The organism is Thermomonospora umbrina (genome assembly GCF_003386555.1).
Taxonomy (GTDB): Bacteria; Actinomycetota; Actinomycetes; order Streptosporangiales; family Streptosporangiaceae; genus Thermomonospora; species Thermomonospora umbrina.
Genome location: NZ_QTTT01000001.1, coordinates 3,848,476 through 3,869,169 on the forward strand (window position 1 = coordinate 3,848,476; position 20,694 = coordinate 3,869,169).

Here is a 20,694-nt window from a genome sequence, read left to right on the forward strand (position 1 = left end):
CGCGGCCCGGGGTCAGCGGGGGGCTTTGATGGTCACCCGCTTGCCCCACCCGGTGTAGGTGGTGGTCATGGTGACGGCCTTGGTGCCCGAGCCGACGGTGACGAGAAGACGACGGGGGAGGCCGGACGCGTCCAGGGTGAGGACGAAGCCGGCGTGGGACGCCCCGGTGGCACGTGCCAGATCCTCGTAGGGGCCGCCCGACAGCCCCTTGAGGGGCACCGTGCCCCGGTAGCCGCGTCGACCGCCGTCCAGGGTCCTGGCGTTCCTCAGCAGGACGCTCACGCTCGGGACGGACGTGACCGCGCGGACCCTGGCGGCCAGGGACGCGTACCCGTCGGGGCGCGTGGCGGGGGTCGGGACGGACTGCCAGCGCGAGCCCACCCGGACATAGCCGTTGCGCCCGACCAGGACGGTCTGGGTGGCCTGCCGGAGCCTGGGGTGGTTGCTGGACACGACCATCGAGTACGACGACTCGCGGCCGGGCAGCAGGCGGAAGGTGCCCCTCGCGTTGACCGACGCGGCGGCCTTGCCCGTCTGGCGGTGGGAGAAGCTCGCGCCCGGCCGCTGCAGGGCGCTTCGCTCGATCCGCGCGGCGAGAACCCTGCCGGAGGCGTCGGGCCCGGCGGAACGGGTCGGGCGGGCGGCGGCGCTCGGAGTCGACGAGGGCGACGGGGAGACGGTCTGCGCGTCGGACGTGCCGTCGCCGTCGCCGCCGTTCATGCCGTACAGGACGGCTCCCGCGCCCACGACGGCGATGACGGCGATCGCCGCCAGGCTGCCCACGAGCCGGGGGCGGCTGCCGCGTCGGGCGGTGGCCCCCGGGCCGCCGGGGGCCACCGAGGGCGGCGGAGACGGCGGTGGGGCCGCCGCGGCGGTCGCCGACAGCTCCGCCAGCCTGCTGCGGCCCTGGGTCTCCCAGACGGGGCCGTAGGCCGCGACGGCGGCCTCCTCCAGGGCGACGAGGAACTCCTCCGCCGTGGTCGGACGGTCGGCCGGGTTCTTGGCCAGACCCCGGGCGATCAGCCCGCGCAACGGACCCGGCACCGCCTCCGTGGGGATCGGGGCCTCGCGGTGGGCCCTGCCCAGCGCCGCCAGCGCCCGGCCGCCGCTGCCGCCGGGCTGGTAGGGGAGCCGTCCGGTGAGGCACTCGAAGAACAGCACGGTGGCCGCGTACAGGTCCGTGGCCGGGGAGACCGCCGCACCGTCCCACAGCTCCGGCGCCAGGTAGGCGGGGCTGCCCGGCGGCTCGTCCCCGGACCGGGAGGCGCGCGGCGGGGTGATCCCGAAGTCGGTGATGTGCCCCTGCCCGTCCGGGGCGATCAGCAGGTTGGAGGGCTTGAAGTCGTGGTGCACCAGCCCCGCGGTGTGCGCGGTGGCCAGCCCCGCCAGCGCCCCGCCCAGCGCCGCCAGCGCGGCGGGCGGCCCGGTGGGGCCCTGGGCATCGAGGATCCGGCGCAGGCTGACACCCTCGATCCACTGCATCACCACGGCGGCCCCGTCGGCCCCCTCCACGAACTCGTAGAGGTCGGCCACGCCCGGGTCCTCCAGTTGAGACAGCCGCCGCGCCTCGGCCCGGAACCGGTGCATGAACGACTCGTCCGCCCGTAGCCGGTCGTCCAGGTACTTGATCGCGACCCTCGTCTGGGTGACGTCGTCGACGGCGAGCATCACCCGCCCGGAGGCGCCGCGCCCCAGTTCCCGCACGGGTGTGAAACCCGGGACCGTCCAGCCGTCCACCACGTTTCGTCATCCCTCCGGCCGGTACCAGTATTGGGTGGATATCGGCCACTCACGTCCCGGGTCAAGCACCTTCACCGGATTGCGACCTCGGGCCCTATCCCCGGCCGCCCGCATCGTGCGCGCGGCCTCGTGCCGTGGGGTGCCGGGGGCCGGTGAGAGACTGGCCGGGTGACCGACATCGATCGTTCTCAGGAACTCTTCGCCCGCGCCCTCGACGTGGTCCCCGGCGGGGTGAACTCGCCGGTGCGGGCCTTCCACGGGGTGGGCGGCACGCCGCGCTTCATCGCCTCGGCGCGGGGGCCGTACCTCGTCGACGTGGACGGGAACGAGTACGTGGACCTGATCTGCTCGTGGGGGCCGATGATCCTCGGTCACGCCCACCCGGCGGTGGTGGAGGCCGTCCAGCGGGCCGCCGCGCGCGGCACCTCGTACGGGGCGCCCACGCCCGGGGAGGTCGAGCTGGCCGAGGAGATGGTGGCCCGCACCCCGGTCGACAAGGTACGGCTGGTCAACTCGGGCACCGAGGCCACGATGTCGGCGATCCGGCTGGCGCGCGGGTTCACCGGGCGCGGCAAGGTGGTGAAGTTCGCGGGCTGCTACCACGGGCACGTGGACGCGCTGCTGGCCGCCGCGGGCTCGGGGGTGGCCACCCTGGGGCTGCCGGACACCCCTGGGGTGACGGGGGCGGCGGCGGCCGACACGTTCGTGCTGCCGTACAACGACGTGGGCGCGGTGGAGCTGGTGTTCGGCGAGCACGGCCACGAGATCGCCTGCGTGATCACCGAGGCGTGTCCCTGCAACATGGGGGTGGTCCCGCCGATCCCCAACTTCAACCGGCTGCTGAAGTCGCTGTGCGAGCGGCACGGCGCCCTGCTCATCATGGACGAGGTGCTCACCGGCTTCCGCGTCACCCGGTCCGGCTGGTACGGGCTGGAGGGCGTGCCGGGCGACCTGGTGACGTTCGGCAAGGTGATGGGCGGCGGGCTCCCGGCGGCCGCGTTCGGCGGGCGGGCCGACGTCATGGAGCACCTTGCCCCGGCCGGGCCGGTCTACCAGGCGGGCACCCTCTCGGGGAACCCGCTGGCCACCGCCGCCGGGCTGGCCACGCTGCGGAACGCCACCGAGGACGTGTACGAGGCGATCACTCGGGCGGCGTCGGTGGTCGCGCGCGCCGCCACGGACGCGCTGACGAAGGAGGGCGTGCCGCACCGTCTCCAGGTGGCCGGCAACCTGTTCTCGGTCTTCTTCACCGACGAGCCCGTCGGCGACTTCGCGGCGGCGCGGCGGCAGGACACCAAGGCGTACGCGGCGTTCTTCCACGCCGCCCTCGACCACGGCGTCTATCTGCCGCCGTCGGCGTACGAGGTGTGGTTCCTGTCGGCGGCGCACGACGACGCCGCGCTGGACCGGATCGTGTCGGCGCTGCCGCACGCCGCCAGGGCCGCCGCCGAGGCCCGATAGTTTTAAGAAGCGCTCGCCTAATGTGAACTAAGGATTTAGTATCACTTCATGCTTGATCTGGATCGGCTGCGCGCGCTGCACGCCGTGGCCAACCACGGCTCGGTCAGCGCCGCCGCCGAGGCGCTGCACGTCACCACCTCCGCGGTCTCCCAGCAACTCGCCAAGCTGGAACGGGAGACCGGCCACAAGCTCCTGGAGCGCAACGGTCGGGGCATCCGGCTGACCGACGCGGCCAAGCTCCTCGTCGTCCACGCCGAAGGCATCCTGTCGCTCGTCGAGCAGGCCGAGGCCGACCTGGAGGCGCACCGCGGCGTCGTGGTGGGCGAGCTGGCGGTCGCCGCCTTCCCCACCGCCATCCGGGGGCTGATGCCCGCCGCCCTCGCCTCGCTCCGCGTCGCCCACCCCGGCCTGCGGGTCCTGGTCAAGGAGTACGACCCCTCCTTGAGCGTGCCGCTGGTCGCGCGCGGCGACATCGACCTCGCCATCGTCCAGGACTGGAACAACGTGCCCCTCCCCATCCCGGAGGGGCTGGTGAAGGGCACCATCTGCGAGGACGCCGCCGACGTCGCGCTCCCCTCCACCCACCCGCTGGCCCACCGCGACGAGGTGGACCTCAAGGAGCTGGCCGGGGACGCCTGGATCAGCTCCACCCCCGGCTCCATCTGCTGCGACTGGCTGACCCACACGCTGCGCTCGGTGGACAGCGAGCCGCACATCGACCACATGGCCTACGAGTTCGCCACCCAGCTCGCCCTGGTGGCCGCCGGGCTGGGCAACGCCATCCTGCCCCGGCTGGGCCGCGGCACCGTGCCCGAGGGAGTCCGTCTCGTCGTCCTGCGCCAGTCCCTGAGCCGCCGCGTGTACGCCGTCTGGCGCCACGAGGCCGCCCGCCGCCCGGCCATCTGCGAAGCCCTCGACGCCCTCCGCGCCTCGGCCGGCGCGGTCTGACCCGGCCCTGAAGGCTTCCAGATGGACAGGCCCGCGCCGGGCCCGGACCATGGGCCGATGGAACGGTGGCGGGTCGGCGGGTTCACCGAGGTTCGGGAACTGGGCGTCGGGGCGCAGGGCAGGGTGGTGCTGGCCCGGCACGACGAGTCGGGCGGCCTGGTCGCGATCAAGTACCTGGCCCACGCCGACGACGATCCCGAGACCCTCGAACGGCTGCGCGGCGAGGCCGTCATGCTGGCGAAGGTCTCCGACCCCCACGTCGTCCGGCTCTACCGGTTCGTGACGGGGGCGCAGGGCGCGGCGATGGTGATGGAGGCCGTCGACGGGGTGTCCCTGCGCAAGATCCTGGACACCCATGGGGCGCTGGCCCCTGAGGCGGCCCTCCTGGTGCTCAAGGGCTCGCTGCAGGGGCTGGCCGCCGCGCACGCCGTCGGGGTCGTCCACCGCGACTACAAGCCCGCGAACGTGGTGGTGCGCTCCGACGGCACCAGCAAGCTGATCGACTTCGGGGTGGCCGCGCTGTTCGGGTCCGGGGGCCACGCGGGCAGCCCCGCGTACATGGCGCCCGAGCAGTGGGAGGGCGACCCGGCGTCCCCGGCGACCGACGTGTACGGGGCCACCTGTGTGTTCTTCGAGTGCGTGACCGGGCGGCGGCCGTACGCGGACCGGGATCCGGTGGCGCTGATGCGGCGGCACCTGCTCGACGCGGTGCCCGCCGAGGCCGTCGACGAACCACTGCGCCACCTGGTCCTGCGCGGGATGGCCAAGAGTCCCGCCGACCGTCCGCTCGGCGCGACGGCGTTCGCCGCCGAGTTGGAGGCCGTCGCCACGGCGGCGTACGGCGAGGACTGGGAGGGACGCGGCGTCCGCGCGCTGGCCGCCGGGGCGGCGGCGCTGGCCGCGCTGTTCCCCCTGGCCGGTCTCTCGATGGCGGGCTCGGCGGGCGCGGCCGGTGCCGTGGGGGCGACCGGCGCGTCGTCCGGCGGCGGGTTGCTGGCCGCCGTCGGCGGGAAGGCGGCCGTCGCCGTCGCTGGATCGGCCCTCGCGGTCACGACCGTGGCGGGCGCGGCCACCTACGCGGTGCAGCGGGCGAACAGCGACCCCGCACCGGCACCCGTGCGCACCACCGCTCAGGTGACGCTGGTCACCACGCAGCACTGCCAGTGGTACAGCCGCCCCGGGGCCGTGCCCGCCGGCCGTCGTGTCCCCCTGCCCGCCCAGGTCACGATGCCGCCCGGCGCGGCTGTGTACGAGCTGCGGGACCCGTACTTCACACGCTTCATCGCCCCGGCCGGCCAGAAGTGCACCGCCGACGGGGGGAGCGGCGTCGGCAGCGCGTGGGTGGGACCGTCCAACGCCGTGAGGAGCGTGCAGTTGTTGCTCTACTCGCGGGGCTACGCCTGCGCGTTCCCCGGCACGCCCCAGGCCAGGGACGAACGCGACCGTTGCCGCACCACCCCTGCGGACGGCGCCCCCGAGAAGGAGAACGTGCGGACGGGCGCCCAGGGCTACCTCGCCCACCTCACGGCCAAGGAGAACACCGGAACGGAAGGTCGGAGGCGCTCCGTCACCTTGTCCATGCTCACCCCCGAGACGAGTTCGCCCGATCAGAGGCCGTTCGGCCCGGAGATCAGTTGCTTCGCCCCGAAGGCGGAGGCGGCGCTCTGCGTGGCGGCGCTGACCTACCACTACGTCGAGCGCATGGCGCGCAGCGGCGTCCGCAAGGCGGCCCTCGACCGGGCCGCGAAGCAGATCGCCGACTACGTCGCCGTCAACCTGTGAACGGTCACGGAAGCAGGGCCAAATGCTCGTCGCGGACCAGGTCGAAGCGGAGGGCGACCGAGATCAGCGCGCCGCGCTGCCAGTCGGCCTTGCCCTGCGAGGCGTCGTGCGAGGGCTGCTTGACGCGGAGCTTCTCGCGGGCCAGATAGTCGATGTGAAAGTTGACGGCGCTGCGGGTCAGCCCGAGGCCGTCCAGTCGGGACAGGATCTGCGGGACGCTCGGGATCACCGCCGAGGACGGGTCGCGCAGCCGGGGCTCGCACAACGCCACCAGCACCAGGAAGTACTTGGCCGTCGGGTCCAGCGAGTGCGCCAGCCTGGTCGGCTCGCCGGTGACGCCCAGCGCCGACACCGCGAAGGTGTGCTCGGGCGCCATCACCGTGAACGCCTTCGTCCAGCCGCCCTCCACCGGCAGCAGCACCTGCGCGATCTCGAAGGGGACCGGGGTGCCCACCCGACCCGGCGGCACCTTCACGAACTCGCCGCCGCCCTCGGGGTTCTCCACCACGTACGTCGCCGTCCGGCTGCGGTTGGACAGCCGCCAGTAGTCCTCCACCGCGTGCACGCTGCCCGCCATCCGGGACACGGCGGGGTCGTCCACCCGCAGGTCGACGGGCTGCTCGGGAGCGCCCCGACCGAAGGTGATCTCCTCGCCCGGCGCCAGTCGCAGGATGGTCGAGGCATCCCGCCCGGAGTGCACGATTATCGTCCGCATCGTCGCCCACGCTAGCGGAGCCGTTCCCGGGAGGGACGGAGGCGGCGGCGGGCGCATCGAGGTTCGCAGGTAGTCTCGTGTCCGCCATGAGTGAGAAGACGATCGTTCATCTGTTGCGGCACGGCGAAGTGCACAATCCCGAGGGCATCTTGTACGGACGCCTCCCGGGCTACCGGCTCAGCGAGGACGGCGTCCTCATGGCGCAGTCGGTGGCCAAGTGGCTCACCGACCGTGACGTGACCGCGTTGTTCTCCTCACCGCTGGAGCGGGCCCTGGAGACGGCCGCGCCGATCGCCGAGACGTTCGACCTGCCGGTGACGGTGGAAGATCGGCTGATCGAGGCCGGCAACCGCTTCGAGGGCCTGACGTTCGGGGTGGGGCAGGGCTCCCTGCGCCGTCCCGCGCACTGGCCCTTCCTGGTCAACCCGGTACGGCCGTCCTGGGGCGAGCCTTATACGAAGATCGCGTCCCGGATGAAGGGCGCCGTGATCGCGGCCCGGGAGGCGGCGCGCGGGCACGAGGCCGTGTGCGTCAGCCACCAACTGCCGATCTGGACGCTGCGGCGGTTCGCCGAGCGCCGCCGGATGTGGCATCACCCGCGTCGCCGGCAGTGCGAGCTGGCCAGCGTCACGAGCCTGACCTTCGAGGACGGCCGGCTGGTCGAGGTGGCGTACCACGAGCCCGCCGCCGGCCTGGTCCGCCGCCCCACCGTCCCGGGTGCCTGACCCCGGCACTACAGTGATGTACTACATCGCGTAGTAGGAGTTCCGATGCCCCGAGTCACCGTCGCCGTCGTGGGTGCCGCAGTCGCCTGCGCGCTGCTGGCTGGTTGCGCGGGCGACTCGCGGGCGAACGGAGGCGAGAACCGCTTCATCGCCGGCGACGGCACCGCCCGGTTCACCGAGGCCGCCGAGCGCAAGGCCCCCTTGTCGGTCGAGGGCACCACCCTGGACGACAAGCCCCTCAAGCTGGCCGACCTACGGGGCAAGGTCGTGGTGGTCAACTTCTGGGCCTCCTGGTGCGCCCCCTGCCGAGGCGAGGCGCCCACCCTGCAGAAGCTGTCCACCGAGCACCGGCCCCAGGGCGTGGAGTTCGTCGGCATCGACGTCAAGGACTCCAAGGACCAGGCCAAGGCCATGGAGCGCACCTTCGAGATCACCTACCCGAGCCTGTTCGACGGCGACGCCCGGCTGACCCTGGCGTTCCGCGAGATCCCGCCGAACGCGATCCCGAGCACGCTGATCCTCGACCGCGCCGGCCGCGTCGCCGTCCGCATCATCGGCCCGGTCACGTACTCCAAGCTCAACCCGCTGATCAACAAGATCGCCGCAGAGAAGTGATCCTCGCCGGGGGTGTCCAGGAGACGGTCATGACCGGGTCGCTGCTGGTGGCGGTGCCGCTGGCGGTGTTGGCCGGGCTGGTCTCGTTCCTGTCCCCCTGCGTGCTCCCGCTGGTGCCCGGCTACCTGTCGTACGTCACCGGGATGTCCGGGGTCGACCTGGAACGGGAGAGCCGGGGGCGGCTGGTCGCCGGGGCGGTGCTGTTCATCGCCGGGTTCACGGTGGTGTTCGTCAGCGCCGGGCTCGCGTTCGGGGGGCTCGGTCGGTGGCTGCTGGAGTACGCCGACCCGATCACCAAGGTGCTCGGCGTGGTGACGATCGTGTTCGGGCTCGCGTTCATGGGCTTCGTTCCGGGGCTCCAGCGCACCATGAAGGCCACCCGGCTCCCCGCGGCCGGGCTCGCCGGGGCGCCCGTGCTCGGCGTGCTGTTCGGGCTCGGCTGGACGCCCTGCATCGGGCCCACGCTGGCCGCCGTGCAGGCGCTGTCGTTCACCGAGGCCAGCGCGGGTCGGGGCGCGCTGCTGTCGCTGGCGTACTGTGTCGGGCTGGGCCTGCCGTTCGTGGCGACCGCCCTGGGCTACCGGCGGGCGCTGGGCGCGTTCGGCGCGGTCAAGAGCCGGTACCGACTGGTCATGCGGGTCGGCGGCGGGATGCTCGTCACCATCGGACTGCTGCTCGTGACCGGGTGGTGGGGCGATCTGACCCTGGAGATGAAGTCGTGGATCGGCGGCTTCGAGACGGTGATCTGAGATGACGGAGACACAGGAGCCCACCGCCGTGCGGCGGGTCTCCCAGGGCCGCGAGCCGAGGCCCAAGGGCCTGGGGCCGGTCGGATGGCTGCGCTGGGGCTGGCGTCAGCTCACCTCCATGCGCACCGCGCTGATCCTGCTGTTCCTGGTGGCGCTGGGCTCGGTGCCGGGCTCGATCCTGCCGCAGCGGGGCCAGGCCCCCGAGAAGGTCGTCGAGTACCTCGACGAGCACCGGACGACGGGTCCCTGGCTCGACCGGCTCTCGCTGTTCGACGTGTTCGCCGCGCCGTGGTTCGCGGCCATCTACATCCTGCTGTTCGTGTCGCTGGCCGGCTGCGTCATCCCCCGGTCGCGGCACCACTGGCGGGCGATGCGCGCCCGACCCCCCGCCGCGCCGCGCGTGCTGTCCCGGCTCCCGCAGTCGACCTCGTACGAGACCGAACGCGACGCCGACGAGGTGCTCGCCGAGGCGCGCAGGCTGCTGCGCGGACGCCGCTTCCGGGTCGCGGACGGGAAGGGCTCGGTCGCCGCCGAGAAGGGCTATCTCGGCGAGATCGGCAACCTGCTCTTCCACCTGGCGCTGCTGGTGCTGCTGTTCGCGGTGGGGGCGGGCGCGCTGTTCGGCTATCGCGGCAACATCGTGCTGACCGAGGGCGGCGCCTTCGCCAACTCGCTGGCGTACTACGACCAGTTCACGCCGGGACGGCAGTTCGACCCCGACCGGATGGCCCCGTTCTCGATGCGGCTGGACCACTTCAAGGTCACCTTCGTGGAGGAGGGGGAGCGGCGCGGGAGGCCGCTGGACTTCTCCGCCCGGGTCTACTACCGGGAACGGCCCGAGGCGCCGGAGAAGTTCTACAACCTGCGCGTCAACCATCCGCTGGCGGTCGGCGGCGCCAAGATCTACCTGCTCAACCACGGCTACGCCCCGCAGTTCACGGTGCGCGACGGCAACGGCGACATCGCCTACCGGGGCGCCATGCCGTTCCTGCCGCTCGAACAGCGCAACCTGACCAGCGAGGGCGTCATCAAGGTCCCCGACGCCCGGCCCCAGCAGTTGGCGTTCCAGGCGGTGTTCTGGCCCACGGCCGTGGCCGACACCCGCAACAAGCAGGTGCTGTCGGCCTTCCCCGCCCTGTTGAACCCCACGGTGTCGCTGATGACGTTCCGGGGCGACCTGGGACTGGACTCCGGCATCCCGCAGTCGGTGTACCGCATCGAGGGCATCGGCAAGACGCTCCAGCCCGTCAGGGGCGGCTCGAAGCTGCTGCGTCAGGGCGAGACGTTCGCGATCCCGGGCGGCGGCTCGATCACCTTCGACGGCGCCAAGGAGTGGATCAGCCTCTCCGTCAACCGCGACCCCGGACGGCTGCCCGCGCTGGCCGCGGCCATCGTCGCCATCGTCGGCCTCATCGGCTCCTTCCTGGTGCGACGCCGTCGGGTGTGGGTGCGTGCGACCCCTGGAGAGGGCGGGCGTACGGTGGTGGAGGTCGGCGGGCTGACCCTGGGCAACCCGACCCCCGAGTTCGACGACGTCGTGGCGGCGCTGCGCCGAGACGACCCACAGGTCCGGACCGGCTCTGACGACAAGACCGAGGAGTGACGAGCGTGCCCGACAGCGACCTCGCGAATCTGAGTGACCAGCTCGCGCTGGGCGCCGTGCTGCTGTACGTCGTGGCGATGGTCGGCTACGCGCTCGACCTGGGCTTCGGCCGTCGCCGCGCCACCGCCGAGACGGCCGAGGCCGAGCGGGAGGCCCCCGCCAAGGTCCTGGTCGGTGCGGCGGCCGGGGCGACCGACGCTCCTCGGACCGCGGGTGCGCCGCCCGAGGACACCCCCGAGGCCCCCGAGCGCCCCGAGCCTCGTGCGGAACGGGACTGGGGTCGGTTCGCCATCCTGATCAGCGTCCTGGGCTGGGGCTCCCACCTGGGCATGATCGTCACCCGCGGCTGGGCGGCCGAACGCTGGCCGTGGGGGAACATGTACGAGTTCCTCGCCGCCATCGCGTTCGCGGCCGTCACCGCCTACCTGGTGGTCCTGGCCCGCTACAAGGCCCGCTTCCTGGGCGCCTTCGTGATGCTGGCCGCCGTGATCGCCCTCGGCGTCGCGACGATCTGGCTGTACACCCCGGTCGGTCCGCTGGACCCGGCGCTGAAGTCCTACTGGATCGCCATCCACGTCTCCGCCGCCATCATGGCGACCGGCGCGTTCACGGTCGCCGGCGTGTCCACGGTCCTGTACGTGGTCCGCGCCCGCCGCGACACCCGTCGGGCCGACGGCGAGCCGACGTCGTCGCTGCTGCCGGCCGCCGACACCCTGGACCGGCTGGCCTACAAGATCACCATGTTCGCGTTCCCCATCTGGACGTTCGCGATCACCGCGGGCGCCATCTGGGCCGACGAGGCGTGGGGCCGCTACTGGGGCTGGGACCCCAAGGAGATCTGGTCCTTCGTCACCTGGGTGATCTACGCCGGCTACCTGCACGCCCGCGCCACCGCGGGCTGGAAGGGCCGCCGCGCCGCCGTGATCGGCCTGGTCGCCTTCGCCGCCCTGCTGTTCAACTTCTTCGGCGTCAACTACCTGTTCTCGGGGATGCACTCCTACGCGGGTTAGCGCAGGAGTGACCCTCAACGGCCCGTCCAGCCACCGGGGGTTTCGCCCGGTCCTTCACGCTCCGAGTTTTGCCCGGTCCTTCACACCCGGGGGTTTTGCCCGGTCCTTCAGGCGGGCGCTCCGGAGCGCCAGCGGAGGGGCGCCCGCCTGAAGATCTCCAAGACCGGGCGCGGGGGGTGTGGGGGGTCGTCCCCCCACATAAAAGCAAGACGGGCGCGGGGGGTTTGGGGGGTCGTCCCCCCACAAATAAGCACGACTACTCGTCGCCGCGGATGCGGCGTTCCAGGCCGCGGAGGAAGTCGGGGTCGTCGTCGGGGCCCCGCGGGGGTGCGGGGCGCGGGCCGGGGGAGGTCGGGGACGGCCCCCCGGGGGTGCCGGACGGTCCCGTCGGGACGCGCGGGCGGCCGACCAGCAGCCACAGCGCCGAGCCGATCATGAAGCCGAGCAGGACGATCAGGAACCAGCCGAACTTCGGCAGGAGCCGTGTGCCGCCCTCGTCCGTGGTGAGCACGTCGAAGAGGCAGAACAGCCAGATGCCGACGGTGATCAGGCCGAGCAGGACATACAGCATGCCTCGAGCCTAACCCGTGGTCCGGCGGCGCACGTGTCGGTCGGGGCGGTGAGCCCCGAGGCGACCCCTTGACCCCTTGTCGACGGGGAGGTGGGTCGCGGCTTACCCTGCCATGGGCGGCATGGTCGCGGTACGGGACCGGAACGTCGCGCACCGGATTCCTGAGAGGCGGGGTGGATGCGCTACAGGGGTATTCGCCGTAGGTCCCGCGAGCGGCCCGAGGATGCCTTCGCGCCGTCCCCGCCGGACCAGCCGCCCCCGGACCAGTCCCCGCCCGACCGGGCCTCGCGCTGGTCGTCCATCCGGCCCCGCAGCAGCCAGCCCCGCGACAAGTGGGGCCGCTTCCGCAACGGCGGTCGGGACGACGACTTCGCCGTCCGCGAGTCCGCCGAGATGTCCGTCGGGCCCGACGGGCCGGACGAGGACGCGGCCCGTGCGCGCCGGTCCCGGGTCCGTCCCGGCGAGCCCGAGGGCGGCGGGCCGAGCTGGGCGGATTTCGAGCTCGGCACCGACCTTCCCAGGGCCGAGCCGAACGCCCCGGAGGCGCCGGGCCTCGGCGACGGCCTGCGGCACTGCGGTCCGCTGGAGGGCATCCTGCACCGGCAGTGGGACGCCGCGACCGGGCCGCCGACACCCGAGGTGGTCCGGGCGGTGGAGAGCCTGGCGGCGCTGCCCGAGCCGCTCAAGGAACGACTCGCGGCCGGCCTCGACGCCATCTACGTCGGCCAGGGCGGGGTGCCGCAGCTCGACCACATGGGGCACCTGTCCGGCCATCCGCTGCCGTCCGGCAAGGCGACCTGGGACATCTGCGCCGGGGCCTACGGCGACCGCAAGATCGTGGTGGGGGACCGGCCGTCGCCGACCCCGGATGTGATGATGCACGAGGTGGGGCACGCGCTCGACGACCTGGACGGCACGGCCGAGCGCTGGCAGTCCGACAGCGCCGACTTCCGCGCCCTGTACGCCCGCTGCCTGCCGTACCTGGCCAGCGAGTTCCACCGGCAGCCCGCCGAGCTGGGACGACGGGAGTTCTTCGCGGACGCGTTCGCCTCGATCTCCGTCCGGCAGCGTCCCGCGCTGGTGGATATGCTCGGCGGGAACATCCGGCTGGCGCTCGATGTGATGCTGTTCTTCAACCGCCGATACGGAATCTAGCCGAGGTGATGGACGGTGTACGTGATCCGGCTTCCCGACGGCACCCTGCGCGTACCCCAGAGCGCGACCACGGACGACGGGCGGATTCTCGGCCAGGGCTATGTGGAGATAGGCCCGGGCGACCCCGACTACGACCGGCTGCTCGGCGAGTCGTTGACCGAGGAGGAGCTGGCGGAGAAACGTCGACTGTGGCGGGACGGGGACGAGGCCCTGCTCCGCGAGTTCGAGGAGTGGAAGGCCACCCAGCCGGAGGACTGACCCGACTCCGTGAACGCGGAGGTCAAGGACGTCAATGGCGGGAACGGCGGTTTCGGCGAATGGCGGGTGTCGGGCGAGCACCGGTCGGGCGCGGCGGGCCGACGGTGCTCAGAGGCGGGGAACGGTTCCCCCGAAACGGTCCCGCCCCGATGGAGAGATCGGCCCGACGGCCGGAGCCCGGCGGATCAGCGGCCGGAATGCTCGGCCAGCGGCTCCTCGCCGCGCAGCAGGGCGTGCACCTCGGACTCGCGGAACCGGCGATGTCCTCCGGGCGTGCGAATGCTGCTGATCCGGCCCGCCGCGGCCCATCGGGTCACCGTCTTGGGGTCGACCCTGAAGAGCGCGGCCACCTCTCCGGGGGTCAGCAGGCGCTCGCTGGTACTTTCCACGTTGTTCTCTCCCCCTTTGTCCCGCTCTCGGCGCGGGTGGACAGATTCTTAGTGTGCCGGGCGGAGACCGTTTTCTCCCTTGTTTTCGGAAAACATCACCGTGAGTAGCAGTCTGACCTGCATAGATCACGAGAAGTAAACGTGAGCTTCGGTCACGTCCGTCACTGCGGTCCGAAGGGTCCCGATGTGTCCCCCTTGGGGCCTCTGGTTACTCCTCCTTCGGTCCGCCGGGGATGACCGCATAGTCTCTGGGCCATGTCCGGAGTGACTCGACACGACGAGGCGGCGCAACGGGATCCGGCCGCCCCGGGACGGCATCGCGGTGCGCCCGGTCCCGAGTTGGTGACCGTGGCCGACATCGAGGACGCGGCGGCCCGACTCTCCGGGGTGTGCGTGCGCACTCCGCTGGTCCCGTTCCCGCTCACCGATCCGCCGCTGCTGGTGAAGGCCGAGTCGCTGCAGCCGATCGGGGCGTTCAAGCTCCGCGGCGCGTACAACGCGATCGCCCGGGTGCCCGAGGCGGACCGCGCGCGGGGTGTCGTGGCGCACTCCAGCGGCAACCACGCGCAGGCCGTCGCGCACACCGCGCGCCGGTTCGGCATCCCGGTGGTGCTGGTGGTCCCGCACACCACGCCCGAGGTCAAGGTGGACGCCTGCCGCCGGCTCGGCGCCGAGATCGTGTACGTGGAGCCCACCATGGAGGCCCGCGTCGAGACGGCCGAACGGCTGGCCGAGGCGCACGGCTTCGTGCAGATCCCGCCGTTCGACCATCCGGACGTCATCGCGGGTCAGGGCACCGTCGGGCTGGAGATCGTCCAGGACCTCCCCGGCGTCGAGGTGGTGCTGGTGCCGATCGGCGGAGGCGGCCTCATCTCCGGCGTCGCCGCCGCGGTCAAGGGCCTGCGGCCGGACGCCCGGGTGATCGGGGTGGAGCCCGAGCTGGCCGCCGACGCCCGCGCCTCGCTGCGCGCGGGCCGCCGGGTGGAGTGGCCCGTCGAGCAGACCGGCCTCACGATCGCCGACGCGCTGCGCGTCCCGAGGGTCGGCGCGCTGACGTTCGCGCACATCCGCGAGTACGTGGACGACGTCGTGGTGGTGAGCGACGACGAGATCCGCCGGGCCATGCGGCACCTGGCCCGCGACGTCCGCCTGATCGCCGAGCCCGGCGGCGCGGTCGCCACCGCCGCCTACCTCTACCGGCGCGACGCCCTGCCCCCGGCCTCGTCGTACGTGTCGGTGCTCTCCGGCGGCAACGTGGCCCCGGCGCTGTTCTCCGAGGTCCTGGCGTAGAATCGCCCCGTCATGCGCGCTTTTCTCGCCTACACCGCCGCCCGGCTGGCCATCTTCGCCGTCACCATCGGGGTCCTGATCCTCGTGGTGGACCTGGACTACGACAAGCCCGGCGCCATGCTGCTGCTGCTCGCTCTCTCGGTGGGCATCAGCGGCGTCGTCAGTTACGTGCTGCTCGCCGGGCTGCGCGACAAGGTCTCGGAGTCCCTCACCGGCGGGATCGGCAACCAGCGACAACGCTTCGAACGCGACCGCGCCAAAGAAGACTCGTCAGATTCTCAGCCCTGACGGGCCGAGCTTGCGGCTAGGGCCCAACAGGCTGTCGGGTGGCCCGCCGCGTCCAGCCCACCCCGCCACGGGGTGGGGCAGGGGCGGATGACCGCCGCCCCGCATCCCACGCAACCTCGCCCTTGCGGGCGATGTTGCGGGAGGCGTTCCGGTCCGCGTGCGCAACGACGCCGCAGCCTCGGCAGATGAACAGGGCTTGATCGACGCGGTCGGCCCGTTCGCGATGGCCGCAGTCCGCGCAGGTTCGGGAGGTGTGGGCCGGGTCCACGAACACCACCGGCACCCCGGCCCGGCGGGCCTTGTAGGTGATGAAGTTCCCGAGTTGGTGGAACGCCCACGAGTGGAACGCGGCCCGTTGGGGCCGGCGGTGCCGTACCCGGTCGCGGATGCCCGTGAGGTCTTCCAGGGCAATGCCGCGTCCGGTGCGTTCGGCCTCGGCCACGATCCGTTTCGAAACACAGTGGTTGACATCCCTGGCACGCCGCTGCTCCCTGCGACGCTGCCGCTTCAACACCCGCTTGGCGGACTTGGTGCCCTTGGCCTGGAGCCTGCGGCGGAGTCGGGCTTGGCGGGCGCGGTGCCGACTCGACTCACGGCCGGCCGCGCGATATCCGGTGGAGGTGGTCGCAATGTTGGCGATGCCGAGGTCCACCCCGATGAACCCGTCGGGTTCCTCGTTCAACGGCTGCTCGGCCACCTCGACCGTGACCAGCAAGAGCCATTTTCCGTCCCGGCACAGCAGATCGGACTCACCGTGGCGACACTCGGCCAGGGTCCTTCGCGCCGAGGTGGAGCAGGCGAACGGTACGCCCTTCAACCGGCCGTTGAGAGTCCAGAGCGAGAGGGTCCCCGCATCCAGGGCCAACGACATGTTGCGTCGGTCGAACGGCTGTGCGGCGTCAGGGCGGAACGTGATCGGCTTGCTCTCGGCCTTGATCCGGCGCCGGGAGCCGGGCCTGCCGAAGTTCCCCGCCCGGATGCCGGCTCGCAGCGTGCCGTAGGCGTCGGCGACCTTCTTGATCACATGCTGGGCGGCCTGCGACCCGAGCCCCGCGTCCCGCACCGACCGGTAGGTGAGCTTGCGCAGGTCATGGTTTCGGAACACGCCGCGCTCGAACGCGGTCCGCGAAACCTCGTTCGCCTGCACGTTGCAGACGTGCAGGGTCGATCGCAGCGCCGACGCCTGCTCGGACGTCGGCAACAACCTCACCTGCACCATCAGCTTCACCTTCCGATCTTACCTATGGTGACCATGTCATCACAATAGGAGACATGGGTGAACAAAGCTGTGGCCCCGGGGTCCACGTGCAGCACGCCTCGACCCCCGACGATGCCAACGCGCCCGCGCACGAAGGGGAACGATCCCCGGCCTCATAAGCTGGGGCCCTTCATTAGGAGACACTGAACGACCTCCGCAACGGTCGTCCTCGTAGGGTTGGGGCCATGACCCGCGCTTCTCTCGACAAACGCCCCGCCGACGTCGCGGCCATGTTCGACGGCACCGCCGAACGGTACGACCTGCTCAACAGCCTGATGACCGGTGGGCTCGACCGGCGGTGGCGGCGGGCGGTGGTCTCGGCGGTGGACGCCGGGCCCGGTGAGCGGGTGCTGGACCTGGCGGCCGGCACCGGGACCTCCTCGGTGCCGTTCGCGGAGGCGGGCGCGCACACCGTCGCCTGCGACTTCTCCCTGGGCATGCTCCGGGTGGGGCGGCGCCGGACGTCCCTGCCGCGGTTCGTCGCCGGGGACGCCCTCCGACTGCCGTTCGCCGACGGCGCGTTCGACGCCGTGACCATCTCGTTCGGATTGCGTAACGTCGCCGATACCGACCTGGCACTGCGGGAGCTGCGCCGGGTCACCCGGCGGGGCGGCCGGCTGGTGGTGTGCGAGGTGAGTCACCCCCCGAACCGGCTGCTGGCGTTCGGTCACGGCCTCCATCTCAGGTACGGGCTGCCGCTGTTGGGGCGGATGGGTTCCAATCCGGATTCGTACCGCTACCTGGGTGAATCCACCCTTGCGTGGCCGGCGCAGGCGGAGCTGGCGCGCCGGCTGCAGGGTGCCGGCTGGGGCGGTGTGCGGTGGCGGAACCTCACCTTCGGGGTCGTCGCACTGCACCATGCCGTCAATCCCGGTTAACGCACGAGCGCCAGGGCAAACCCGGACAAACGTTGCATCTCGTCCGGGCAAACCTCTTCGGACCGGTCCAAAGACGGCGGGTGCCCAGGTACCCATCTCACCCGCCGAAGGAATAGACTCCCCAAGGATCCTTGTGAAGTACTTCACAAGCGAACGAGCTAAGGAACATCGCCGTGACCGACTCCTCCGGACAGGCCGACGTCATCGTCGTCGGAGCGGGCCCCGCCGGATCCGCGACCGCCTACTGGCTCGCCCAGGCGGGGCTGGACGTCCTGCTGCTGGAGAAGGCCACCTTCCCCCGCGACAAGATCTGCGGTGACGGGCTCACCCCCCGGGCCGTTCGGGCGCTGATCTCGATGGGTGTCGACCTCGACGCCCCGGGCTGGATCCGCAACAAGGGGCTGCGCATCTACGGCGGCGGCACCAAGGTCGAGCTGCCCTGGCCCGAGCTGGCCAGCTTCCCCGACTTCGGCCTGGTCCGCGCCCGCACCGACCTCGACCAACTGCTGGCCGAGCACGCCGCCAAGGCGGGGGCCAAGCTCCAGCAGGGCTGCAACGTCACCGGCCCGATCCTGGACGAGCGCACCGACCGGATCATCGGCGTCACCGCCCGGTACCAGGGTGAGGACGTCGAGTACCGCGCGCCGCTCGTGGTCGCCGCCGACGGCGGCTCCAGCCGCCTATCGCTGGCCATGGGCCTGCGCAAGCGCGACGACCGGCCGATGGGCGTGGCCGTCCGCCGCTACTACCAGACCCCCCGCCACGACGACGAGTACCTGGAGTCGTGGCTGGAGTTGTGGGACGGGCAGCGCCTGCTCCCCGGCTACGGCTGGGTGTTCCCGCTCGGCAACGGCCTGTCCAACGTCGGCCTCGGCCTGCTCAACACCAGCAAGTCGTTCCAGAACGTCGACTACCGCGCCATGATGCGCGGCTGGTGCGCCGGCATGCCGGAGGAGTGGCAGTTCGACGAGGACCACGCCACCGGACCCATCCGGGGCGCGGCGCTGCCCATGGGCTTCAACCGGCAGCCGCACTACACCCGGGGGATGCTGCTGGTCGGGGACGCCGGCGGCATGATCAACCCGTTCAACGGCGAGGGCATCGACTACGGGCTGGAGTCCGGCCGGCTGGCCGCCGACATCATCGTCCAGGCCCTCGCCCGGCCCACCGCCGCACAGCGCGAACGGGCGCTGTACGAGTACCCGCGCATCCTCAAGGACGAGCACGGGGGCTACTTCACCATCGGCCGGGTCTTCGTGAAGGCCATCGGGGACCCGAGGATCATGAAATTCGCGACCAGGCACGGCCTGCCGCACCCGACCCTCATGCGGTTCACCCTCAAACTGCTCGCCAACCTCACCGATCCACGGGGCGGCGATGCGATGGACCGGATCATCAACGCCATGTCCAAGGTGGCCCCGGCGGCATGATCAGGGACGACGAGACGGGGCCACCCCCCGAGGGATGGAGCGATGACCGCCCTGACTAAGGTGGCGACCCGTGACCATGGCAGGGATCACATCCATGTCATGCGTCACGCCACGTACAACGCCGTACGAGCCGAGAAGGGGGTGTAGGGACCCATGGATCTCTATGTTCCGATCGTCGTCCTGGGCCTGCTGGCTTTCGGGTTCACGGCCGTCTCGGTCGTGATGGCCTCCCTGACCGGCCCCAAACGCTGGAACCGCGCCAAACTCGAGGCCTACGAATGCGGCATCGAGCCCACCCCGCAGCCGGTCGGCGGCGGGCGCTTCCCGATCAAGTACTACCTGACGGCGATGCTGTTCATCGTCTTCGACATCGAGATCATCTTCCTGTACCCCTGGGCGGTCGCCTTCAACAGCATGGGGATCTTCGCCCTCGTCGAGATGGTTCTCTTCATCGTCACCGTGCTGGTCGCGTACGCCTACATCTGGCGGCGCGGCGGTCTGGAGTGGGACTGATGGGTCTAGAGGAGAAACTCCCCAGCGGATTCCTGTTGACCACGGTCGAGCAGGTGGCGGGCTGGGCGCGCAAGAGCTCGGTGTGGCCGGCCACCTTCGGGCTGGCCTGCTGCGCCATCGAGATGATGGCCACCGGCGACCCCCGGCACGACTTCTCCCGCTGGGGGATGGAACGCGCCTCCGCCACCCCCCGGCAGGCCGACCTGATGATCGTCGCGGGCCGGGTCAGCCAGAAGATGGCCCCCGTGCTCCGCCAGATCTACGACCAGATGACCGAGCCCAAGTGGGTCATCGCGATGGGCGTGTGCGCCTCCTCCGGCGGCATGTTCAACAACTACGCCATCGTGCAGGGCGTGGACCACATCGTCCCGGTCGACATCTACCTGCCCGGCTGTCCGCCGCGGCCGGAGATGCTGCTGGACGCGATCCTCAAACTGCACGACAAGATCGGCAACACCAAGCTGGGCGCGCAGCGCACGCGGCAGATCGAGGAGCTCGAAGAGGCCAAGCGCCGCCGCCTGCCGCTGCTCGGACAGCCACAGGGGATGATCTGATGTCGAGCCAGAACCCCGAGCAGCAGGCGGAGCAGTCCGCCGACCAGTTGCCGGCACAGCGGCCCGAGGAGCGTCGGGAGCAGCCGATCGCCCGCACGGGCATGTTCGGCGCGAAGACCACCGGCGACACCTCCGGCTACGGCGGGCTGGTCGTCCGCCAGAGCCCCAAGGTCACCGCCCCCCGCCCGTACGGCGGGCCGGAGGGGGCGGCGCAGCCGGGTGAGTTCGACGAGGTCGCCGACGCGCTGGAACGGGCGTACCCGCACTTCGGCGACGCGATCGAACGGGTCGTGGTGGACCGCGGCGAGCTGACCCTGGTGGTCGGCCGCGAGCATCTGCCCCGCGTCGCGCAGACCCTCCGCGACCAGCCGGACCTGCGGTTCGAGCTGTGCACCGGAGTGTCGGGCGTGCACTATCCGACCGACCCGGGCGCCGAGCTGCACGCCGTCTACCACCTGCTGTCGATGACCCACAACCGGCGCGTCCGGCTCGAGGTCACCTGTCCCGACGAGGACCCGCACATCCCCTCGCTGGTGGCGGTCTACCCGACCAACGACTGGCACGAACGGGAGACCTACGACTTCTTCGGGATCATCTTCGACGGCCACCCCGCGCTGACCCGCATCGAGATGCCCGACGACTGGGTGGGCCACCCGCAGCGCAAGGACTACCCCCTCGGCGGGATCCCGGTCGAATACCGCGGCGCGGAGATCCCGCCGCCCGACCAGCGGAGGTCGTACGTATGAGGCGCGTTCAACGACC

At 71.7% G+C, this 20,694-nt stretch carries 22 protein-coding genes; 17 read left to right on the forward strand and 5 right to left on the reverse strand.

Going from position 1 to position 20,694, the window contains the following annotated elements; all coding sequences use genetic code 11:
- Positions 1–12 precede the first annotated feature (12 nt).
- Positions 13–1,740, reverse strand: coding sequence for a serine/threonine-protein kinase (locus tag DFJ69_RS17115; RefSeq protein ID WP_116023521.1), 1,728 nt, complete (start codon positions 1,738–1,740; stop codon positions 13–15).
- Positions 1,741–1,908: 168 nt separating this feature from the next.
- On the opposite strand from DFJ69_RS17115, the gene hemL reads away from it, so the two are divergent.
- Genes hemL through DFJ69_RS17130 form a run of 3 tightly spaced genes read left to right on the forward strand, consistent with a single transcriptional unit; the run spans position 1,909 to position 5,931 of the window.
- Entirely contained in the window at positions 1,909–3,201 is a 1,293-nt protein-coding gene (gene hemL, locus DFJ69_RS17120; RefSeq protein WP_116023522.1) for a glutamate-1-semialdehyde 2,1-aminomutase, read from the forward strand.
- A gap of 48 nt (positions 3,202–3,249) precedes the next feature.
- Positions 3,250–4,149, forward strand: coding sequence for a LysR family transcriptional regulator (locus DFJ69_RS17125; protein ID WP_116023523.1), 900 nt, complete (start codon positions 3,250–3,252; stop codon positions 4,147–4,149).
- Between the two features lie 57 nt (positions 4,150–4,206).
- On the forward strand, positions 4,207–5,931 hold the full coding sequence (locus tag DFJ69_RS17130; protein WP_170177698.1) for a serine/threonine-protein kinase: 1,725 nt from the start codon (positions 4,207–4,209) through the stop codon (positions 5,929–5,931).
- Positions 5,932–5,935: 4 nt separating this feature from the next.
- Here the strand turns inward: DFJ69_RS17130 and DFJ69_RS17135 are convergent, their stop codons facing one another.
- Positions 5,936–6,646, reverse strand: coding sequence for an FHA domain-containing protein (locus DFJ69_RS17135; protein WP_116023525.1), 711 nt, complete (start codon positions 6,644–6,646; stop codon positions 5,936–5,938).
- An 86-nt stretch (positions 6,647–6,732) separates the two neighbouring features.
- Between DFJ69_RS17135 and DFJ69_RS17140 the strand changes: the two genes are divergently transcribed.
- Genes DFJ69_RS17140 through ccsB form a run of 5 tightly spaced genes read left to right on the forward strand, consistent with a single transcriptional unit; the run spans position 6,733 to position 11,348 of the window.
- Entirely contained in the window at positions 6,733–7,371 is a 639-nt protein-coding gene (locus tag DFJ69_RS17140) for a histidine phosphatase family protein (protein WP_116023526.1), read from the forward strand.
- 45 nt (positions 7,372–7,416) lie between these two features.
- The gene (locus DFJ69_RS17145) at positions 7,417–7,986 is read left to right on the forward strand and encodes a TlpA family protein disulfide reductase (protein ID WP_116023527.1); all 570 of its coding nucleotides are present in this window, start codon (positions 7,417–7,419) and stop codon (positions 7,984–7,986) included.
- A gap of 29 nt (positions 7,987–8,015) precedes the next feature.
- Entirely contained in the window at positions 8,016–8,735 is a 720-nt protein-coding gene (locus DFJ69_RS17150) for a cytochrome c biogenesis CcdA family protein (RefSeq protein ID WP_116026698.1), read from the forward strand.
- A gap of 1 nt (position 8,736) precedes the next feature.
- Complete coding sequence (gene resB, locus DFJ69_RS17155; RefSeq protein ID WP_116023528.1) at positions 8,737–10,338, forward strand: cytochrome c biogenesis protein ResB; 1,602 nt, start codon at positions 8,737–8,739, stop codon at positions 10,336–10,338.
- A 5-nt stretch (positions 10,339–10,343) separates the two neighbouring features.
- Positions 10,344–11,348 carry a c-type cytochrome biogenesis protein CcsB gene (gene ccsB / locus DFJ69_RS17160; protein WP_116026699.1) on the forward strand — a complete coding sequence of 335 codons (1,005 nt, stop codon included), beginning with the start codon at positions 10,344–10,346 and terminating at the stop codon, positions 11,346–11,348.
- A gap of 256 nt (positions 11,349–11,604) precedes the next feature.
- On the opposite strand, the gene DFJ69_RS17165 is transcribed toward ccsB, so the two are convergent.
- Entirely contained in the window at positions 11,605–11,919 is a 315-nt protein-coding gene (locus DFJ69_RS17165; protein WP_116023529.1) for a PLDc N-terminal domain-containing protein, read from the reverse strand.
- Positions 11,920–12,096: 177 nt separating this feature from the next.
- Between DFJ69_RS17165 and DFJ69_RS17170 the strand changes: the two genes are divergently transcribed.
- Both DFJ69_RS17170 and DFJ69_RS17175 read left to right on the forward strand, forming a co-directional pair.
- Positions 12,097–13,074 (forward strand): hypothetical protein, encoded by a 978-nt coding sequence (locus DFJ69_RS17170; protein ID WP_116023530.1) that lies wholly within the window; start codon positions 12,097–12,099, stop codon positions 13,072–13,074.
- 15 nt (positions 13,075–13,089) lie between these two features.
- Positions 13,090–13,332, forward strand: coding sequence for a hypothetical protein (locus DFJ69_RS17175; protein WP_116023531.1), 243 nt, complete (start codon positions 13,090–13,092; stop codon positions 13,330–13,332).
- A gap of 185 nt (positions 13,333–13,517) precedes the next feature.
- On the opposite strand, the gene DFJ69_RS17180 is transcribed toward DFJ69_RS17175, so the two are convergent.
- Positions 13,518–13,721, reverse strand: a complete 204-nt coding sequence (locus DFJ69_RS17180) for a BldC family transcriptional regulator (RefSeq protein ID WP_103937724.1) — start codon at positions 13,719–13,721, stop codon at positions 13,518–13,520.
- Between the two features lie 255 nt (positions 13,722–13,976).
- Between DFJ69_RS17180 and DFJ69_RS17185 the strand changes: the two genes are divergently transcribed.
- Entirely contained in the window at positions 13,977–15,011 is a 1,035-nt protein-coding gene (locus tag DFJ69_RS17185) for a threonine ammonia-lyase (protein ID WP_116023532.1), read from the forward strand.
- A gap of 12 nt (positions 15,012–15,023) precedes the next feature.
- A complete protein-coding gene (locus DFJ69_RS17190; RefSeq protein WP_116023533.1) occupies positions 15,024–15,299 on the forward strand; it encodes a DUF4229 domain-containing protein in 276 nt (91 codons plus the stop codon).
- 16 nt (positions 15,300–15,315) lie between these two features.
- Here the strand turns inward: DFJ69_RS17190 and DFJ69_RS17195 are convergent, their stop codons facing one another.
- Positions 15,316–16,518 carry an RNA-guided endonuclease InsQ/TnpB family protein gene (locus DFJ69_RS17195; protein WP_170177699.1) on the reverse strand — a complete coding sequence of 401 codons (1,203 nt, stop codon included), beginning with the start codon at positions 16,516–16,518 and terminating at the stop codon, positions 15,316–15,318.
- Positions 16,519–16,742: 224 nt separating this feature from the next.
- Here DFJ69_RS17195 and DFJ69_RS17200 point away from each other — a divergent pair, with 224 nt between their 5' ends.
- The 5 genes from DFJ69_RS17200 (at position 16,743) to DFJ69_RS17220 (ending at position 20,678) form a co-directional block, all read left to right on the forward strand.
- On the forward strand, positions 16,743–17,435 hold the full coding sequence (locus tag DFJ69_RS17200; RefSeq protein ID WP_116023535.1) for a demethylmenaquinone methyltransferase: 693 nt from the start codon (positions 16,743–16,745) through the stop codon (positions 17,433–17,435).
- A 173-nt stretch (positions 17,436–17,608) separates the two neighbouring features.
- Positions 17,609–18,865, forward strand: coding sequence for a geranylgeranyl reductase family protein (locus DFJ69_RS17205; protein ID WP_116023536.1), 1,257 nt, complete (start codon positions 17,609–17,611; stop codon positions 18,863–18,865).
- A gap of 153 nt (positions 18,866–19,018) precedes the next feature.
- Positions 19,019–19,378 carry an NADH-quinone oxidoreductase subunit A gene (locus DFJ69_RS17210; RefSeq protein WP_116023537.1) on the forward strand — a complete coding sequence of 120 codons (360 nt, stop codon included), beginning with the start codon at positions 19,019–19,021 and terminating at the stop codon, positions 19,376–19,378.
- Positions 19,378–19,932 carry a NuoB/complex I 20 kDa subunit family protein gene (locus DFJ69_RS17215; protein WP_116026700.1) on the forward strand — a complete coding sequence of 185 codons (555 nt, stop codon included), beginning with the start codon at positions 19,378–19,380 and terminating at the stop codon, positions 19,930–19,932. The genes DFJ69_RS17210 and DFJ69_RS17215 overlap by 1 nt, the downstream gene beginning before the upstream one ends.
- Positions 19,932–20,678 (forward strand): NADH-quinone oxidoreductase subunit C, encoded by a 747-nt coding sequence (locus DFJ69_RS17220; protein WP_116023538.1) that lies wholly within the window; start codon positions 19,932–19,934, stop codon positions 20,676–20,678. The genes DFJ69_RS17215 and DFJ69_RS17220 overlap by 1 nt, the downstream gene beginning before the upstream one ends.
- Positions 20,679–20,694 lie beyond the last annotated feature (16 nt).

Bases quoted from the DNA above. Each gene is read 5' to 3' on its own strand.
- DFJ69_RS17125 (WP_116023523.1), top strand. From the start codon at position 3,250: ATGCTTGATCTGGATCGGCTGCGCGCGCTGCACGCCGTGGCCAACCAC.
- DFJ69_RS17165 (WP_116023529.1), bottom strand. From the start codon at position 11,919: ATGCTGTATGTCCTGCTCGGCCTGATCACCGTCGGCATCTGGCTGTTC.
- resB (WP_116023528.1), top strand. From the start codon at position 8,737: ATGACGGAGACACAGGAGCCCACCGCCGTGCGGCGGGTCTCCCAGGGC.
- DFJ69_RS17185 (WP_116023532.1), top strand. From the start codon at position 13,977: ATGTCCGGAGTGACTCGACACGACGAGGCGGCGCAACGGGATCCGGCC.
- DFJ69_RS17195 (WP_170177699.1), bottom strand. From the start codon at position 16,518: ATGGTGCAGGTGAGGTTGTTGCCGACGTCCGAGCAGGCGTCGGCGCTG.
- DFJ69_RS17135 (WP_116023525.1), bottom strand. From the start codon at position 6,646: ATGCGGACGATAATCGTGCACTCCGGGCGGGATGCCTCGACCATCCTG.
- DFJ69_RS17150 (WP_116026698.1), top strand. From the start codon at position 8,016: ATGACCGGGTCGCTGCTGGTGGCGGTGCCGCTGGCGGTGTTGGCCGGG.
- DFJ69_RS17145 (WP_116023527.1), top strand. From the start codon at position 7,417: ATGCCCCGAGTCACCGTCGCCGTCGTGGGTGCCGCAGTCGCCTGCGCG.
- DFJ69_RS17190 (WP_116023533.1), top strand. From the start codon at position 15,024: ATGCGCGCTTTTCTCGCCTACACCGCCGCCCGGCTGGCCATCTTCGCC.
- DFJ69_RS17170 (WP_116023530.1), top strand. From the start codon at position 12,097: ATGCGCTACAGGGGTATTCGCCGTAGGTCCCGCGAGCGGCCCGAGGAT.
- DFJ69_RS17220 (WP_116023538.1), top strand. From the start codon at position 19,932: ATGTCGAGCCAGAACCCCGAGCAGCAGGCGGAGCAGTCCGCCGACCAG.
- DFJ69_RS17210 (WP_116023537.1), top strand. From the start codon at position 19,019: ATGGATCTCTATGTTCCGATCGTCGTCCTGGGCCTGCTGGCTTTCGGG.
- DFJ69_RS17200 (WP_116023535.1), top strand. From the start codon at position 16,743: ATGACCCGCGCTTCTCTCGACAAACGCCCCGCCGACGTCGCGGCCATG.
- DFJ69_RS17130 (WP_170177698.1), top strand. From the start codon at position 4,207: ATGGAACGGTGGCGGGTCGGCGGGTTCACCGAGGTTCGGGAACTGGGC.
- DFJ69_RS17215 (WP_116026700.1), top strand. From the start codon at position 19,378: ATGGGTCTAGAGGAGAAACTCCCCAGCGGATTCCTGTTGACCACGGTC.
- DFJ69_RS17140 (WP_116023526.1), top strand. From the start codon at position 6,733: ATGAGTGAGAAGACGATCGTTCATCTGTTGCGGCACGGCGAAGTGCAC.